The organism is Thiohalophilus sp., assembly GCF_034521165.1.
Taxonomy (GTDB): Bacteria; Pseudomonadota; Gammaproteobacteria; order UBA6429; family Thiohalophilaceae; genus Thiohalophilus.
Genome location: NZ_JAXHMV010000016.1, coordinates 168,387 through 185,887 on the forward strand (window position 1 = coordinate 168,387; position 17,501 = coordinate 185,887).

Consider the following 17,501-nt stretch of genomic DNA (forward strand, 5'->3'; position numbering starts at 1 on the left):
TTTCATATAACAACTGCCACTGATATAAAAGTATCTGAAATTGTACCCAGACTCCTATTCAACTCCCGGCCTGATTTGTTGCCCGCGGACATCCAGCACATATTGATTAATAACCATATTATTTTTACAGGCTAATCAGTTTCTCCTTGACCAGGTCGATTTCGACTTCCCAACGGTTCAGCATCTGGTGCCATATCGATATTTCTTTGGTGTTCTTGCTGTATGACTTGATAACGGATTGATACAGTTCGAGCATCGTTTCTGTGCAATTCGGAATACTCAGTTTTCGCGCATCAACACACGCCGCACGTTGCATTGCACACAATTTTTCTCTGTCGCAGATAATTCGATCCATCGTGACAGCAAATTCGCGGGCTGACGTATCTTGGGAAAACAGATAACCATTGCTTTCGTGGTCGACGATGTCACGTGCACCTGGCGCGTCCAGGGCGAACACCGGGTTCCCTGCTGCCATCGCCTCGGACAACACCAATCCCTGCGTGTCTGTTAACGACGTAAAAATAAAGGCATCCATCACAGCATAGGCATCCGCACTGTCCTGACCTTTCTTCTCGCCCACATATAGCAATTGCTTGCTTGCACCATTTTCAGCGAATAACGATTCAATGGCGGTAACAGAACGACCCGAACCCACCAGCAGGAATCGACGCCGATCCGGGTCCATGTTGACAAATTCCAGCGCAACCCGTGCAAGATAATCGAGGTTTTTTTCCGGATTGAGACGTCCCAGGTGCCCGAGAACAAAGTGTTCCGATTCCAGGTTGTGCTTTTTTCGAAATTCTTCACGATTACCAGCAGCATAAAAATCTGCATCAATACCTGTTGGAATTATTGAGATTGGCATAACAACTCCTCGTTCACGTAATTTCTCAGCAACGGACTTCGTTGGTGTAATCACATGATCGGACAGGTTTGCATAGGCAACCGGTAATTTTTCAGCAATGCCCCGCAAAATCGCCCAGTCCATCGGAAGCAGATACAGATAACGCTCCATGAACGTGTGATTGCTGTATATTAACGGGACATTGAGCCGGCGTGCCACCCGTAATGCAGAATCTCCCAGTAGAAAAGGCTGATGGCTATGTATAATATCAGGCTTGAAATCGTCAATACGGCGAGCGATACTGAGTGGAAGATAGGTTTTAAACGAGTAGGGAGTGCCTGCAAAATTCTTGATGGCGGGAACTCTCAAGACCTCATCAGTAGATTTTTTTACACTCTCGTATTGCGGTGCAACAACCAATACTCGATGCCTATAACGTCGCATTTCTGAAGAAAATGTCTCTATCGACTTTTCGATCCCACCCACTGCCGGATAGTACGTATTGGTGAACATGACAATTTTCACTATTCAATCTCCTGATGAGCGACGTTTGACAGCAGCCACATCTCGATGTTCTATCAGTAAATACTTTGCCAACCATGCCAACAATATCAACAAGACAAGCGCCAACCACATCCACATTGCATTGCCATTTTCGACAGCCTTGCCCAATATCAGAAAAGGCAATGCGCTGATGATCTGGCTCAACGTACCTGTGATAAGATAAGTCCGGAACGGCACTCCGGATAATGCCGTATAGGCCAGCTTGATTATATAGGATAGCCCTGGAATCCAGGATGTGATTGTAATGAACAGTACATTATCACTCACTCTCCGCCCTGCTCTGGTTTCCGATAACAGTTTTCCTCGCCGCATAAGATTACGGATCCAGTTACTCGCATTTGTCTTGGTCAAGGCGAACACCAAAATATGATGAGTGAATATCGTCCCCCCAGTCAGCACGATCGCGATAGCCGTCGGAAAGGCAATACCAATAACCACCAGAAAAATGCTGATCGGAACGCCCAGCAATGGTGCCAGCATGAATATGACTACCAGAAATGATTCCGGAATATCATACAGCCAGTCAGCATGATTGCCTGAACTTATCTCATTCGGTAGCGTAAGAGTATCCGGCATCCATATCTGCAACCCGATCAGACATAACAATAACAGCAGTCCACCCGTTCGCCAGACTGAAAAACGCTGTCTCACTGGCATGCACTCTTTTCCGCAGCAAGCACCGGGAGCCGCATTTTATCTCCTTTGCATAACTCGAATCGTTCACTTATTCCCTTAATAGCGATCTCTCCTTGATAACAGCCGTCCGGTAATACCGTCAGGTCAACATAACCGTTTACCTGCGGCAATTTGAGATGAAAACGCAGGCCAGCTGCCTCCGCGGGAAACCCTGGTTTCAGAATGACATTGTCATCATCAACTCCAAGCCCGAACAGGCTTTCTATGACCAGGTTATTCACCAGGCCGGTCCAGCCCACGAAGTCTTTCTGTGGTCGGGTACCGAGGATTATCGCCTTCCAAAGATTACCCTTCTTGCGGCGCAGCTCATGGGTGTGGAAGCATTCAGGATCGTAAAACTCGTAGATCTGATGCTCTTGGCGCAAAACTCGAAAAACGCCGTCACACAGTCGCCAGGCGAGTGTCCTGTACTCTTCAAAAAAGTCATAACGCTGCAGTCCTGTCAGTACCAGGTAAGCGGTATTGACCCAGACAGGCCCACTCCACATGTCTTTTCTGAAATCAGCGTCATTCAATGCTACGGAAGGGAATGGTATCGGCGAACCGAACGCAGAGGCATCCCGAACAGTCTCGCGCAGACGTTCAGCCTGTGACCTGTTCGGCACACCGGCAGCCAGTGGTATGAGTGCAGCGATGGTCCTTGAGCGGATAAAATCACCTGTCTGCAAATTCCGGTCATAATAGAGCCCGTCATCTTCGTGCCATAGCTGCTCATTGATAAGCTGTCGTATCTGTTGCGCCTCCAGCTCGTACTCTCTGACTGTTGCCTGTTCTCCAAATATCTCCGCAAGCTTTGCCAGCGCCTCGCATTGCATGACCATATAGGCGGAGAGATCGGGTGCGGCAAGCATGCGTGTATCGCTTATGACTTTCTCGTCGCAAGAGCTGAAACGCGGTGAATTATCCAATCCTGACTCATAGGGATGCATCCAGAAATATAGCCCACCGGGCAGTTTTCGATGAGTATTGAGCCATTGATGGTAGGCCTTCAAAATCGTAAAGTGGCTATATTCGCAACGACCGGCCTCCTGCTCCTCCGTGCAGATACGCGCCAGCGACCAGGCGATTAGAGGTGGCTGAGTAAACGGGCTGCGGCCGAAGTCAGCAACGACATGTTGCAGTTTGTCACCATCACGAAGCCGGAGCACCGAGTCGAGAACATCGAAAGCTACATTCCGATCCCAGTGACGCCATACCTGGGCAATAAAAGCGCTATCCCACAGATAGACTCCGGCGAAAGCTGGTCCGGGCAAGGCATGTCGGATCGGCACCAGATGGTTGGGCTTACGCAGATTCGCAAACAGTATATCGAAAACAATATTGAAACCGTGCTCAAAATGCTCTGCACCTGTTCGGCCCGATATCCGCAGTTCCGGTTGAGGATACCTGACCTGCTTCTTTACACGTAATTTTTCACTGATCGCGATATTGGCAGACGTGCGACGCACCACGAATATTCGCGACCAGATAAGTATTTCCGTGAGATATCGTCCCAGACGGTAAAACCGCCAGGCAAAACGTGCGACCTTTTTCTTGAACTGTCTATGCATGCCGCCACGAATCTGTGATGCATTTACTGTCTTAATATTAAAGCATAAACCTAATCTGATTATCGCTTTGGCGCAATTGGTCGAAGCTGCGTGTCATAAATATTTAATAAATAGCTATAACTGTTTGATGAGTTCGAGGCATGACAGGCCTGGCAATATTGCTCACCTGTGAATGATTCTGCACAAACAGGCTATTCTGAATAAATGTTATTAATTTAAATAATTGTTATTCGATACGGCACTCGCGAATGCCAGACAGACTAAATACGTGATTAAAATGTCGGTACAAATGCAAGGCGCAGGGCTGGCAACATCATAGTGTCATGCTATTCGGAACTTTTATTCAGCGTCTTTCTACCACGACAGAATATTTACCATGTACACGTGACCGGTTATATCAAGTATCATTTTCGTTATGAATAATCGTAACGCATTTCCTGTTCAGGTTGTCCTGGCACTGCTGATCATCAATGGCATATTATTTCTGATGGAGATGACCGCCAGTGGTCGCCAGTTGATCGAGCTGTTTGCCCTGTGGCCGCTCGGTTCCGGATCCGATTTTGGCTTCGGCTCTGGCCTGTTTGATGGCGCCGCGCCAGGCTTTCAGGTCTGGCAGCTGGTCACGTACTCGTTCCTGCACGGCGGGGTGTTTCATTTACTGGTCAATATGTACGCCCTGTGGCTGTTCGGCTCACGCATGGAAATGGTGTGGGGCTCGAAGGCTTTTTTGATTTACTATTTTGTCTGTGTCATCGGCGCCGCTCTGGTGCAGCTGCTGGTGGCCAGCCAGGGCAGTGGGCCCGCTTACCCCACTATCGGCGCCTCGGGCGGCGTATTTGGCCTGCTGCTCGCCTTTGGCATGACCTTTCCCAACGAAAGGCTGATGCTGCTGTTTCCGCCGGTGGCAATGTCGGCCAAGTGGTTCGTCATCATCTATGGCGCCGTCGAACTCTATTTCGGGGTCACCGGCAGTATGGCTGGCGTGGCACACTTTGCCCACCTGGGTGGCATGCTGTTCGGTTATTTGCTGATTCGCTACTGGCGCAACCATCCACCGCGGTATCGTTAGTCACGTTCAGGAAGAGCAAAGGGCTTTATCTTTTTGTTCTGCCCTCTTGAATTGCATTTCAATGCGCCTGATTTCAACGCGAGCTGCTGCGCCTCTTCCAGCCACGCCAGTCGCTGGGCCGGTGTGGCACTGACCTGGAATTTGAGCTCCGCTTTCTCATCGACAGTCAATTTGTTTGCTCGCGTGTTTTGCTCAGTTTTCATTGTTGCTCAATAAACTCTGCAAGTACTTGATGTCTTCTTCGTCTTTCGCCCTGCCAGTGTCGGTTTTCATTGCAATCAAGTCCTGTATAGCACAAACCGGCACGGTTATCCCGCCGATATCCAATCGTTGAGGGCTTTAAATAGAGGCAGATAGAGTGACATCTGTTTATTTTATCTGGATCCCGGCGCACACGGAACGAGGTTCGATTGCCGAAGTCGCCCATTAGTCAGCCCTGACTGCATTCGCTCATTCCCGGTACCAGCTGCCGTCCGGCAGCGGTTTCATCCACACAAAGCTGTACCAGAACCACTGGTCTCCATCGGTCGCCGGTGCGGTGCAATTGACCTTGGAACGACCCGGTTGCAACGCCCTGGCAAGGCGCACCGACAAGCGCGGCGGGTTATCGGTCCTGAGCTCGAGCGGGAGCGTATCGCCACCCAGGTAGCAACGGATCGCCTCCGGCCGGTAGGGCCCCGGATCCAGCGTCAAACGCAGTCTCGGCCGGTCATCGCCGGGACCGAGCACGCCGCTTTCGGGTCGGGTCCCGGTCACCGGCAGCGGCCGCGAGCGGACCTTGATCGCGAAGCTGTCCATGTCGGCAAACGCGGTCGCGATCGGAAACCGCGGCAGGGCCGAGAAGTCGCTGCCGGGCCCGACGGCGCCGGACTGCTGGCCGAAGCCGACAAAATCGAGCTTGCGGACGATCGCCGCAACCGCTGGCGAGAATTCGCCGAACGGGTACGCGAACAGCCGTGCCGGTCGCTCGAGTTCCTGTTCCAGGCGGGCCTGCGCATCCACAATTTCGCGGCGCATGCGCTGCAACCAGGTAGCTTCTTTTTCGTCTTCCCGTTGCCGGATCATGTGCGGGTGATTGACACTGTGGTTGCCGATCGTCACGCCGGCCGCCTCCATCTCGCGCAGTTGCTCCCAGGTCACGTAGTTGCGGTCGCCGCCGTCGAGGTAAGCGGTCGAGATAAAGATCGTGAACGGCCAGCCACGTGCCTGCAGGCGCGGGAACACCTCTTCGTACACCGACCGGTAGCCGTCGTCGAAGGTCAGCGCGATCGCCCGCTCCGGAACTTCCCTGCCGGCACGAACGGCCGCGACCAGGCGCGGCAGCGGCCAGACCTCGAAGCCATTCGTCGCCAGGTAGTCCATGTGGCGCTCGAACGTCTTCGGCGTCACGCTGGTCGATGGGGGAGTCTCTTCAGAGACATGATGGTACTCGAGCACCACTGCGCTGTCGGCGGCGGCCGTCAGTGCAGGCAGAAACAGCGCGACCAGCGCGAGACTAGCCAGCGCCGTCAAACCGATCCAGGTCGTTGCGACGGATGACGCCTTTGATGTGTTGGACATAGTCCTCTCCAATGGCTGCATAGTTGATCAGTCCGGCCGCCAATTCCAGCCCGCTCGGCTCGCGTCCCGCCCTGCGTGCCTGCGCGCGGATATCGCGTAGCGGCTGGTAGGCCGGATGCGAGTTAAGCTTGCGGAGGTAGGTCCGCACCGATCCCGCGACGGTCTCAAAGGCCTGCACCTCGTAGGTCGCCTGCGCCGGACGCCGCAGTGGCACGATGCCGCATCCGGCCGTTATACACCACTGACCGAACAGATTGTTACCCTGACGCGCGAAGCGCGAAGTTCCCCAGGCCGACTCCAGTGCCGCCTGCGATAACGCCAGCGAGGTCGGCACAATATCGATCCGCGTGGCGAGCTTGCGCGCGCGCTCGAGATCCCCTTTCGCCTTCACCCGGTACAGGGTCGCCTGTTCCGCCAGCCAGGCCTGCTCATCGGGCGCGGCTTGCTCGCCGTCCTCGAGTTTGTCGAGGATGGCGAGCAGCTTCTCGCGCTTTTCGAGGACACGCCGGTTCTCGGACTTGACCACGGGCCACAGGAACTCGATAAACGCCTCCTTGCGCTCACCGGTGTCCTCGATCACCCGAAAATCCGGCAGCGAGCGATCGCCGGGCGGCGACACACGCAGATAATCGTAGCTGAACCACGCCACAACCAGGATCATAACGATCCCGACACCGAGCCGTCCCGGGCCCGGGTGTGCGAGCGCCCGGCGAACCGCGTCGATCGGCCTGGCCAACAGGGGCTGGCGGCCGATAGTTCGCGCCCCATTGGCCAGTCGCTTCAGTAACAGCTTCATCCGGTTATTGTGCCCGAACCCCACTGCTCGAGGCCAGACGGATTCGGCTCAAGGCAAATCAAATACGACCCGTAAAGCGGGTCGTATGATGAAAGCCCCCTGAGGAGCTATATCACAGTTAGGGTGCGTTCTACGCACCATTATCCCGGCATCAAGAATGTGGTGCGTTCTACGCACCCTGGCCGATTTTTCACACACAACATCGTCGTCCCTTATGAGACCCGCCAATTCATAAAAGGCCATTTTCTATCGAAGCACGCCGCAACGACCGAGCCGCTTTGCGGCTCGCCACCAAAGGCGGTTTACCCGGATTTAATTACTTTTCTGAGATTGCTTGACTGTGGTAAAGCCCAGGTTAGACCAGTTCTGCATACCGCCGCGATACCATTTGAGTTTATGCGCCGGGTAACCGTATTCCAGCAGGCTGCGGATATTGGCCGGTGACTGACCACACCACATGCCATTACAGAACAACACCAGAGTTTTTGCGTCCGAGTAGTTAAACAGACCGTCCTGCTCTTTCACATCGAACTGGTCAGTCAGAATATCGACAATATCAAAGGGGGCGGCACCGCGAGACGTGTCGAGTTTCACCCAGGGAATGTTAATCGAACCGGGAATGGTGCCACGCTTGACCCACTTTGAGGTACGCGAGTCGATCACCAGAACCGACTTGTCGCCGGAAGAGACTTTTTTCAGGTACTCCAGCATTTCCACTTCACCGATAGTTTCAACCCCCGGTGCCAGTGACATAGGCTGAATACAGAACGGCGGACAGTTTCGCGATGTTCTGGCATAGTCGTCAACCACCTTGTTGTCATTGTTCTGATTACGCTTGATCGTAACGGTTTTGCCATTGTGCTTCACATCCACACTGCCGAGCTCCGGGGTAATCTTGACCTTCAGCTCTTGTGCATGGGCAGGTTGTACGAGAAGGCCAATGGATAGCACTGCGGTGGAAAACAGATGTTTTATGTTCATATCAGGACTCCGTGATTTGGCCAAATCCAGGCTCTGAGCCTGGATTGAAGTTTTGAAAATAGCAGAAGAGCGTTGTAAATGAAAATGAGACGTAATAGCCACCGATCGCGTAGACGCGTTATTGGATTGTGCGCACCCTGGATCTGCTCCCCGATGCCCGATATCTACCTGGCACATGGCCGGATCTCTCTAGTATCATCACCTTTATGAATCATCGTAACGCATTTCCTGTCCCGGTTGTCCCGGCACTGCTGATCATCAATGGCATACTATTTCTGATGGAGATGACCGCCAGTGGTCGCCAGTTGATCGAGCTGTTTGCCCTGTGGCCGCTCGGTTCCGGATCCGATTTTGGCTTCGGCTCTGGCCTGTTTGATGGCGCCGCGCCAGGCTTTCAGGTCTGGCAGCTGGTCACGTACTCGTTCCTGCACGGCGGGGTGTTTCATTTACTGGTCAATATGTACGCCCTGTGGCTGTTCGGCTCACGCATGGAAATGGTGTGGGGCTCGAAAGCCTTTTTGATTTACTATTTTGTCTGTGTCATCGGCGCCGCTCTGGTGCAGCTGCTGGTGGCCAGCCAGGGCAGTGGGCCCGCTTACCCCACCATCGGCGCCTCGGGCGGGGTATTTGGCCTGCTGCTCGCCTTTGGCATGACCTTTCCCAATGAAAAACTGATGCTGCTGTTTCCGCCGGTGGCAATGTCGGCCAAGTGGTTCGTCATCATCTATGGCGCCGTCGAACTCTATTTCGGGGTCACCGGCAGTATGGCTGGCGTGGCACACTTTGCCCACCTGGGTGGCATGCTGTTCGGTTATTTGCTGATTCGCTACTGGCGCAGCCATCCACCGCGGTATCGTTAGTCACGTTCAGGAAGAGCAAAGGGCTTTATCTTTTTGTTCTGCCCTCTTGAATTGCTTTTCAATGCGCCTGATTTCAACGCGATCTTCTGCGCCTCTTCCAGCTTGGATTTCCTTGCCCTGTTGACCTCAAGGCGAGCGCTGCCGGGCCATCTCCCGGGTCAGCCAGAAGCCGGCGGCGAGCAGCATGGCGCCGCCGCCGATCATGGTGGGCGCCGGGATCTCCCCGAAGATCAGGTAACCGAGGAAGGCCGCCACCACCGGCGAGACGATGATATCCACGAGGCTGTAGAGGTTGGCCCGCAGGCGCTTGAGGACCAGGGCGATACCGAAATAGGCAAAGCCGGTGGAGACCACTCCGAGGCACACGGCCCACAGCACCACCGGCAGGCTCACGCCGAGGGCCGGGTAGAAGACAGTGGCGGTTACTGCCCCGGGGCCGGCCAGCACCGCCACCGGCGACAGCAGGAGGGTCCCCAGCAGCATGGACCAGGCGACGTCGCTGCCAGCCTCGGTCTTACCCTCGTGGCGCATGTAGGTGACCATGGCCGCGTACACGGCACCGTCGCCCAGCGCCACAAGGTTGCCCGCCATGTAGCCGCCGGCCAGCGGCTTGGCTACCACCAGCCCCGCCAGGGCCAGGGCGAAGATCCAGAGGTAGCTCGCTCGCGCCCGCTCACCGAGGAAAAGCCAGGAGAAGATAAAGGTAAAAAACGGCGCCACCGACCAAAAGATGACCACGTTGGCGATGGGCGCGAGAGTCATGGCGAAGTTGAACACGCTGATCTGGGCGGCGATCAGGGCACCGATGATGGCGGTATCGGTGAGATTGCCCCACGGAAACCGCAGCCGCTGACCGGTGGCCAGCGGCATGGTCGCCATCAGGAACGCCGTGGCGCAGGCGAGGGCGTAGAAGTTCAGGGTCTGGATGGGGATGCGGCCATCGGTAAGCTTCACAAAGACCCCGATGGTAGCCTCGGAAAACGTGATCAGGCCGAGCAAGAAAATGGTCTTCCACATACGCATACGGGTGTGCCTCGGTTCCCCGGTAGTGTCCGCCACGATGATGGCAATTCTGATCGTCCAAGTATAGAAACCGGGGTCAGAGCCGAATGGTACTTACTTAAGCCCGGCGCATGCCGGGATCCAGACTGCTTAATGGTGGCAGCCCTCCTGGATTCCGGCTTTCGCCGGAATGACGAAAATCCTGAAATTGGTCTTAAGTAAGTGCCATTCGGGTCAGAGCCTGAGGTCTCCCCACAAAATCGCGATCAAAAACAATGATTCAGGTATAAAAATGATTGGGTAGACATACAAAGGTCTATTTAATCTTCTTGTTGGTGACCAAACGCAACAGGAATGCCAAAGGAAAACCGATGCATGCTACCCACTTACTAGATAACTATTTGTCCAGGATGTGTCAAGAGAGACATTCCCAGCGGTCTAACGGATTAATGAAAATGGGACACGCCTTGATGATAGGTAAAAAAACTCTCGGTCACCGGCCCCGGTCGTCATATCCCGGGAGACAGCTATGAAAAACACCAGATCAAAAAGGCGGACCGACTAATCGGCAATCCGCATCTCAATTTAGAATGCTCTGAGATTTACAGGGCACTCCCCAGGCTGCTGATTGGCCAATATCGGCAGCCGGTGATTCATGTGAATTGATCCGATGTTGCGATAATCCGACCCCGTCATTCAATCCAACATACAAAATCAGCCGGATTTCGGCCCTGTTATCGACTTCATCTGATGCTAAAGGGTTTTTCCCCCTTGAATTACTGGAGTCCCAGGTATCAGAGAACATTTTACTGCAGTCGGAAATCGGGCTCTGGCTTCTTTAACTGGTTACAAAGTAACCCCTTCATACATTTTATACCGGCATCTAAATAACTGTTGCCGGTATAGCGAAGACACGCAAATGTTACAGAATGTTAAACATGTCATAGAACATTCAACTTTATCGATTCACGCCCGATATTCTCCTCCTGTTATGGCATGCAGGCTTTGCTGATTTTACCAGTTATCATTTTATATCGTTCATACCGCCACTTACCCGCGGACTGATTGATTTTTTGTCTCAATATTGAGCAAATAATATAATAAAGTAAGAGGATTTCATGAGACAGAATTTACCTGTCACCGACACAGAGGTCCCGGTTTCAACCACCGACCGGATCATTTCTACCACCGATCGAAAGGGCCGTATCACCCATATCAATAAAACTTTCACGGATATTTCGGGCTTCACCGAGGAGGATACACTCGGCCAACCCCACAATCTGGTTCGCCATCCGGACATGCCACCGGAGGCGTTCAAAAATATGTGGGAACACCTCAAGTCCAACATGCCCTGGCTGGGCATGGTTAAAAACCGCTGCAAGAACGGCGACTTCTACTGGGTCAGCGCCTATGTCAACCCGGTTTACGAACAGGGCGAGGTGGTGGGCTACCAGTCGGTACGCACCCAACCGGAGAGCACCGAGCGCGAACGCGCCGAGCATCTATATGCCCGCCTCAACCGGGGCAAGAATCCCTTTCCGACGTGGCGACGGCGGATCGGCGCCCGGGGGCGGGTCTTTGCCGGCTTCGCCGCCCTTCAGAGCCTCACTATCCTGACACTCGCCGGTTTCAGCGGCGCGACTGCACTCACCACCGGCGCCATTCTGGCCGCGGGCCTCGGCGGCGGCTTCGCCCTGGCACATCTGCTGACCCGACGTCTGCGCCGGGCTGCCGCCGAGTCACGTTGCTTCAGCGATAACCCGCTGACCAACCGCGTCTATGACGGTGATCTGGACGAAGTGGCGCAACTCGTCACCTCGCTCAAAGCCCAGCAGGCCAAGATCAACACGGTTCTGGGGCGGATAGGAGACACCGCCAGCAGCCTGTCGCAAACCACCAGCTCGACCACGGCGTCATCGGAGCAGACTTTCAAAGGTGCCCAGTCCCAGCAGGCCGAGGTCGATCAGGTCGCTTCGGCGGTCAACGAGATGGCCGCCACGGTGCAGGAAGTGGCGCAGAAAACCTCGATCACGGCAGATTCATCCCGAAACGCCCAGCAGGAGGTCGATACCGGCAAACAGGTGGTCAACGCCACCGCCTCGACCATCGAGCGGCTAACTGACGAAGTCGGCCAGGCCGCGCAGACCATGGACTCGCTGCGCACCCAGAGCGACGACATCGGCACCGTGATCGAGGTCATCAGCAGCATTGCCGAGCAGACCAACCTGCTGGCGCTCAACGCCGCCATCGAGGCCGCGCGGGCCGGCGAGCACGGTCGCGGCTTTGCCGTGGTGGCCGACGAGGTCCGGGGACTGGCCACCCGCACCCAGCAGTCGACCGACGAGATCCAGACCATCATCGAAAAGCTGCAGAGCGAGGCCAGGACAGCGACCTCAGTAATGGAGCGGGGTCAGAGCACGGCCCAGGAAAGCGTCGAGCAGGCCAAACAGGCCGTCAACTCGCTGAACACCATCAGTGACAATGTCGGCACCATCTCTGATATGGCAACCCAGATCGCCACCGCCGCCGAAGAACAAAGTGTAGTGGCCGACGAGATCAACCGTAATATCACCAATATCAGCGACGGCGCCGGTCAGACGCTCAGCGCGGCGCAGCAGAGCGCCGAGGACTCCACCCAACTGGCGGAGATGGTGCAAAACATGGAGAGCATGCTGAAGCAGTTCAGCAACTAATCGATAATCCAGGTGATATTGACGGATTCAGTCGCAAGCCGCAAAAGCGTCACATCCCCGTGGTCTGGATTACTGTCGGAACAAAGTAATGGTGTCAGCGAACCCTGTTCTCGGACTATTAGACGCAACTGATTTCTGCCACCGATTTATTTATGCTGAAACAGTATAAAAGGGCAGGTTTACGCCGGCCCCTTTTACGACCCAATTGTTATTGTTGCGGCTGGGTCTCTTTCTCACCGCTGAACAGATTGAACAGGTTCAGATCGATCTCGTAAGAAACCCGGTCGGCACCGTCGATTTTGCTCTCCAACAAGGATCGATAGCGACTCATTTGATGGTTCTGCAAATTGCTCTCTGTGAGCGGTTGCTGGGTGAAGTTGGCGACACGCATCATGCTGGCGAGCCCTTCGAGTATCGCGTAGCGCTTATCGGCAAGCAGGATCACTTCTTTGCCAAGATGCCAGTAGATATCCAGGTCATTGATGTCCATGGCATCCAGCGGCGGGACAAGGGGCACAATGTCCTCCGGCGTCACCAGGCGGTAAACGTCCAGATGTGCGAACTTATCGGCGCCGGCCACGTTGGTCACCTTCGGTTGCCCGAACGTCACCACTTTGTCGATACTGCCCTCGTCCAGGTCCAGGTACATGGCCAGTACCAGCGCTACCGCCCCACCCAGGCTGTGGCCGGTCGTACTGACGGTATAATCCGGCTTTAATAACGGTTTGACCTGCTCGTAGATCTTCTGGGCCGCCATCGAGAACCCGCGATGCAAGCGAATACCGGCATGCGAGTCAGTCACCAGTTTGGCATCCATATCCAGCAGCGTGTTGGCGATATTGGCAGTGCCTCTGACGCTGATAACCTGGCTTTGGGTTTTATCGTTGGTCAATAAATAATAGGTGACCGCCAGCCCGGCAATATCACTGTGGCGGGTCAGCGAATAGCCCTGTGACCGGATAATCTCCTCCACCTGTGATTCCGGCAGATAGGCTGCTTCAGAGAAAACCGCATAGTTTTCAAATTGCGCAAAGTCGATAGGATCGTTTTCAGCACTCGTCGCACCGCAACTCATGCCGATGGCAAAAAACATCAACAGTACCCGAAGCACCGGTGTCGATTTGTAATAATAAAAACGAGGCATCTCTAGCGCTCCGGAAACAAAAATTAGAAAACCCCGAAAGATGGGAGTTCCGGGGACAGGCTGTCATTTATACATTTCACAGGCGGGAATTGCGGGGATCAGAGCACAGATTTAGAGAACATAAAAGCGTAAAAGAGGCCGGCGACAAACAAGAATCATTCGTACTACCATGTGTCACCGACCCCTTTTACGGACACTATGTTCGAATGTTGGACCTGACCCCGAATCTCGGTTGGGCAGGCCGAGATGTTCCTTGGTGTTGCGGTGGTCCGACCCCGCCATGCCCGACGCTGTGGTCGGACGGCTGGGACATGCGCGAGGAGGAGAACGTGCCCGCCGGTGATCTCGCGCACGTCGACGAGATCTGCCCAACAAACGACACGCCCCATACCGGGGCGCGTCGCCGTTTTCCGTGTCAGCCCGCTGTTCTCAGCGGACGATTAGTGCAATGCTAGACGGGCAACAACCTTTTTCTGGAGGCAAACAGCCCCGCCAGCCCGAAGCCGAAAAGCAGAAGTGTGGCGGGTTCCGGTACCGGGACCGCGGGCAAGGGCTGCCCACCATTACCATCTACAACCACGACCTCCCACTGATCGTTAAACTCAATGCCCCCGGTAAGTTTGCCGGTAAAGGGCGGGGAATTGATATCGATCGAGTTGGTATCCATCGTCACCGCCCCAGTTTGCGCAAGGACCCTGCCGTTATGAATTGTTGCGGCGGTGTTGAGAGTGATGCTTGCGAGTGCCAGGATACTTCCCTCGAAATCCGTGCTGGTCCCGAGAGTCGCCGAGCTGCCGACCTGCCAGAACAAACCGCCGCCGGTACTGCCGTCCGCACCGGCATTGATTATGTTTACTGCCGAGCCACTGGCGGTTGTGAGCGTGCTACCGATCTGAAACACCCAGAACGGGTTGTCATTGCCCTCGGCGTCGAGAGTCAGGGTCCCCGTCAATTGAGCCGAGTCCGCGAAAGAATAGACGCCCGACGTCAGCGCCAGCCCGCCCAGATCCGTCCCCGTCAACACGGTAGTCGGCAGCAGATTTTTCAGAGCGTTGTACGCCGTGGTGTTATCACTCTGAGCCTGCTGCGCGACCCCATCAGTCAGGTGTTCCGTTCCTGTCAGGCTGACGGTCGAGGAGCCAGTGTACGAAGTACCTGGGTAGAGCCCCAAGTCTCCGGTGATGGTCGTTGCGCCAGTATTGGTCACCGTCGAGGCTCCCAGGACGGCGAAATCTTCCGCCGTTCCCAGTATTGGCGTAGCCAATGCCTGAGCGGGACCGTAAAGCAGTGCGACGAACAGTGGTATTGCCAGTTTCGTTGCTTGCATTTTGATTTCCTTCTGCCGTATCTCCGTAGACCCCCTCCCATACGCTTGTCGGCGCGCCCAGGAGATCTGAAAAGACGCGATGTACTTAAGCGTATGTATACAAACGCAAAAACCGGGCCAGTGACAAATATCACTCTCTTTTCAGCGAGTTAAGAAATTGCGACGGCGCGGGAGAGAAAGCAGGTGTAAAGTTTTCCGACAAAAAATCAAGGGGTCAGAACACTCGAAACAGCGACCAGGCCATGATGTAGCGGAAACAAGTGATTTGCCCCCTTGATTTGTTTAACTTTATTTCTTCGGGTATCTGGCTCTGAGATCCGCCATGACCTGCTCGGCATCCAGGAGTTCAACTCGCCCTTCCTGAATATCTTCCAGCCGGCGCCTGATCTCTTCCGACCAGGCGGCTTCCCACTCTTCGCGCGAGATCGGCTCGTCGTCTTTGTCCAGACTACGGATTAAATCAAGGGCGATACGCGCCCGGTCCTCCCTGGGCAAGGCAAAGACTTCCTTTTCAAGGTCGTTGATGCTATGTGCCATGATGTGCCTCCTGCACCGATTGTAGTCCATGAATTTTGATAAACTCTACCTTCATACATACTTAGCAGAGGGCGGTAGGAATAATTGCAAATGATAATGAGACGCGTTTGTCACCGGCCCCTTTTACGTTCGAGAGACGGACTTCAAGCAGGCGCTACGAGCACTTCAGGAGCAATTTGAGGTGCAATGTTATGCATGATTTTGTGGGGATCCGTCAGTCTCTGATAGCTGTTTCGTCAATGTTCGAATGTTGGACCTGACCCCGCCCCCTGTGTCAGGATAGTTGTCGCCTCTACTGAACTGGTCAATTAACAGACAGGGGGCGGTTTAGAGGATGTATGCCACGCTATTCTGAAGAACGTAAAGCGGCGGTGCTGAACAAGCTCCTGCCACCCCACAATCGGTCCATTCCGGAGGTCGCTGGTGAGGAAGGCATCAGTGAAGGAACCTTGTACAATTGGCGTCAACAAGCCAAAGAACAAGGAGCCCCTGTGCCGGGAAGTGGTAAACAGAGTGAGGATTGGTCGGCGGCGGCCAAGTTCGCTGTTGTGGTTGAAACCGCCAGCCTGAGCGAAGCCCAGCTCAGTGCGTATTGTCGGGAGAAAGGCCTGTATCCGGAGCAAGTCAAAGCCTGGAAGGCCGCGTGTGTCAACGGCGCCGTCACTGATGCCGAGCGGCGCCAGCAAGAGCGCGAGCAATCTCGGCGCGACAAGCAGCGTATCAAAGCCCTGGAGAAAGAACTGCGCCGCAAGGAGAAGGCCCTGGCGGAGACCGCCGCCTTGTTGGCCCTGCGAAAAAAGTTGAACGCCCTCTGGGGGGACGACGAGGAAGGCTGACCTCGCTCCCGGAGCGGCACAAACTGATTGGGTATATCGATGAGGCAGTGTGCGCCGGCGCTCGCAAAGCGCGGGCCTGCCAGGAAGTGGGCGTGAGCTTGCGCACGGTACAGCGGTGGACGAAAGACGGGGAAGTGAAGGCCGATCAACGCCCGCAGGCGATCAGGCCCGACCCGGCGAACAAGCTGACAGCGCAGGAGCGCGAACGCATTTTGACGGTGTGCAATGACCCCGAGTTCGCCTCGCTGCCGCCGAGTCAGATCGTGCCGAAGCTGGCGGATCGGGGCGAGTATATCGCCTGTGAGTCGAGCTTCTATCGTGTGCTCAATACGGCCGGCCAGCTGCACCACCGGGGCCGGGCCCGGGCGCCGAAGAAAACGAAGGCGCCGACCACGCATGTGGCCGACGGGCCGAACCAGGTGTGGTCGTGGGATATCAGTTGGATGCCAAGCCGGGTGCGTGGACTGTTTTGGTACCTGTACCTCATCGTCGACATCTACAGCCGCAAAATCGTCGGCTGGGAAGTCCACGAACGGGAGGCCGGCGAGCTCGGTGCGCCCCTCGTTGAGCGCGCCGTGCTGGCCGAGCGGTGTTTTCGCCAACCCTTGGTATTGCATGCGGACAACGGCAGTCCGATGAAATCGCAGACACTGCGGGTCAAGCTGGCGGATCTGGGTATATCGCCATCCTACAGCCGGCCACGGGTGAGCAACGACAATGCGTTTTCCGAGTCGCTGTTTCGGACACTGAAGTATTGTCCGGCCTGGCCGTCGCAGGGCTTTGCCACCCTGGAGGAAGCCCGAACCTGGGTGTTGAAATTTGTGGACTGGTACAACAACCGGCACTGCCACAGTGCGCTGAAGTTTATAACGCCGGCGCAGCGTCATCGCGGGGAAGACGAACCGATACTGAAACAGCGCGAGCGGATTTATGAACAAGCCAAAGCATGCAATCCGCAGCGCTGGTCGGGTAAGACGCGGAACTGGTGCGCTGTGGGTCCAACGGCCCTCAATCCGGAACGGCAACCGCAAGCGGCTTAAGA

General features: G+C 55.1%; 15 protein-coding genes. 4 read left to right on the plus strand and 11 right to left on the minus strand.

Annotation, left to right across the window (positions count from 1 at the left end):
- Positions 1 to 124: 124 nt before the first annotated feature.
- Genes U5K34_RS15340 through U5K34_RS15350 form a run of 3 tightly spaced genes read right to left on the minus strand, consistent with a single transcriptional unit; the run spans position 125 to position 3,654 of the window.
- Positions 125 to 1,369: a glycosyltransferase gene (locus U5K34_RS15340; RefSeq protein ID WP_322569280.1), complete on the minus strand. Its 1,245-nt coding sequence runs from the start codon at positions 1,367 to 1,369 to the stop codon at positions 125 to 127.
- A gap of 3 nt (positions 1,370 to 1,372) precedes the next feature.
- Positions 1,373 to 2,065 carry a hypothetical protein gene (locus U5K34_RS15345; protein ID WP_322569281.1) on the minus strand — a complete coding sequence of 231 codons (693 nt, stop codon included), beginning with the start codon at positions 2,063 to 2,065 and terminating at the stop codon, positions 1,373 to 1,375.
- Entirely contained in the window at positions 2,056 to 3,654 is a 1,599-nt protein-coding gene (locus U5K34_RS15350) for an MGH1-like glycoside hydrolase domain-containing protein (RefSeq protein WP_322569282.1), read from the minus strand. Before U5K34_RS15350 ends, U5K34_RS15345 begins: the two co-directional genes overlap by 10 nt.
- A gap of 415 nt (positions 3,655 to 4,069) precedes the next feature.
- Here U5K34_RS15350 and U5K34_RS15355 point away from each other — a divergent pair, with 415 nt between their 5' ends.
- A complete protein-coding gene (locus tag U5K34_RS15355) occupies positions 4,070 to 4,723 on the plus strand; it encodes a rhomboid family intramembrane serine protease (protein ID WP_322569283.1) in 654 nt (217 codons plus the stop codon).
- Here the strand turns inward: U5K34_RS15355 and U5K34_RS15360 are convergent.
- From U5K34_RS15360 to U5K34_RS15375, 4 genes are all read right to left on the minus strand, one after another.
- A complete protein-coding gene (locus tag U5K34_RS15360) occupies positions 4,720 to 4,926 on the minus strand; it encodes a hypothetical protein (RefSeq protein WP_322569284.1) in 207 nt (68 codons plus the stop codon). The two genes, U5K34_RS15355 and U5K34_RS15360, sit on opposite strands and share 4 nt — an antisense overlap.
- A gap of 247 nt (positions 4,927 to 5,173) precedes the next feature.
- On the minus strand, positions 5,174 to 6,283 hold the full coding sequence (locus U5K34_RS15365; RefSeq protein WP_322569285.1) for a polysaccharide deacetylase family protein: 1,110 nt from the start codon (positions 6,281 to 6,283) through the stop codon (positions 5,174 to 5,176).
- Positions 6,219 to 7,079: a glucosaminidase domain-containing protein gene (locus U5K34_RS15370; protein ID WP_322569286.1), complete on the minus strand. Its 861-nt coding sequence runs from the start codon at positions 7,077 to 7,079 to the stop codon at positions 6,219 to 6,221. The genes U5K34_RS15365 and U5K34_RS15370 overlap by 65 nt, the downstream gene beginning before the upstream one ends.
- Before the next feature lie 312 nt (positions 7,080 to 7,391).
- A complete protein-coding gene (locus U5K34_RS15375; RefSeq protein ID WP_322569287.1) occupies positions 7,392 to 8,060 on the minus strand; it encodes a rhodanese-like domain-containing protein in 669 nt (222 codons plus the stop codon).
- Positions 8,061 to 8,266: 206 nt separating this feature from the next.
- On the opposite strand from U5K34_RS15375, the gene U5K34_RS15380 reads away from it, so the two are divergent.
- Positions 8,267 to 8,920, plus strand: a complete 654-nt coding sequence (locus tag U5K34_RS15380; protein ID WP_322569288.1) for a rhomboid family intramembrane serine protease — start codon at positions 8,267 to 8,269, stop codon at positions 8,918 to 8,920.
- Positions 8,921 to 9,046: 126 nt separating this feature from the next.
- Here the strand turns inward: U5K34_RS15380 and U5K34_RS15385 are convergent, their stop codons facing one another.
- A complete protein-coding gene (locus U5K34_RS15385) occupies positions 9,047 to 9,943 on the minus strand; it encodes a DMT family transporter (protein ID WP_322569289.1) in 897 nt (298 codons plus the stop codon).
- A gap of 1,097 nt (positions 9,944 to 11,040) precedes the next feature.
- On the opposite strand from U5K34_RS15385, the gene U5K34_RS15390 reads away from it, so the two are divergent.
- The gene (locus U5K34_RS15390) at positions 11,041 to 12,615 is read left to right on the plus strand and encodes a PAS domain-containing methyl-accepting chemotaxis protein (protein WP_322569290.1); all 1,575 of its coding nucleotides are present in this window, start codon (positions 11,041 to 11,043) and stop codon (positions 12,613 to 12,615) included.
- A gap of 208 nt (positions 12,616 to 12,823) precedes the next feature.
- Here the strand turns inward: U5K34_RS15390 and U5K34_RS15395 are convergent, their stop codons facing one another.
- The 3 genes from U5K34_RS15395 to U5K34_RS15405 form a co-directional block, all read right to left on the minus strand.
- Entirely contained in the window at positions 12,824 to 13,759 is a 936-nt protein-coding gene (locus tag U5K34_RS15395) for a lipase family protein (RefSeq protein WP_322569291.1), read from the minus strand.
- Positions 13,760 to 14,210: 451 nt separating this feature from the next.
- Positions 14,211 to 15,086, minus strand: a complete 876-nt coding sequence (locus tag U5K34_RS15400; protein ID WP_322569292.1) for a DUF3494 domain-containing protein — start codon at positions 15,084 to 15,086, stop codon at positions 14,211 to 14,213.
- Positions 15,087 to 15,374: 288 nt separating this feature from the next.
- Positions 15,375 to 15,623 carry an addiction module protein gene (locus U5K34_RS15405; RefSeq protein WP_322569293.1) on the minus strand — a complete coding sequence of 83 codons (249 nt, stop codon included), beginning with the start codon at positions 15,621 to 15,623 and terminating at the stop codon, positions 15,375 to 15,377.
- Positions 15,624 to 15,961: 338 nt separating this feature from the next.
- Between U5K34_RS15405 and U5K34_RS15410 the strand changes: the two genes are divergently transcribed.
- Positions 15,962 to 17,499 (plus strand): IS3 family transposase gene (locus tag U5K34_RS15410; RefSeq protein ID WP_322567243.1). Its coding sequence is split into 2 segments (ribosomal slippage): positions 15,962 to 16,424 and positions 16,424 to 17,499, totalling 1,539 coding nucleotides; the frame shifts between segments, so codons are not numbered across the junction.
- Positions 17,500 to 17,501: the final 2 nt, after the last annotated feature.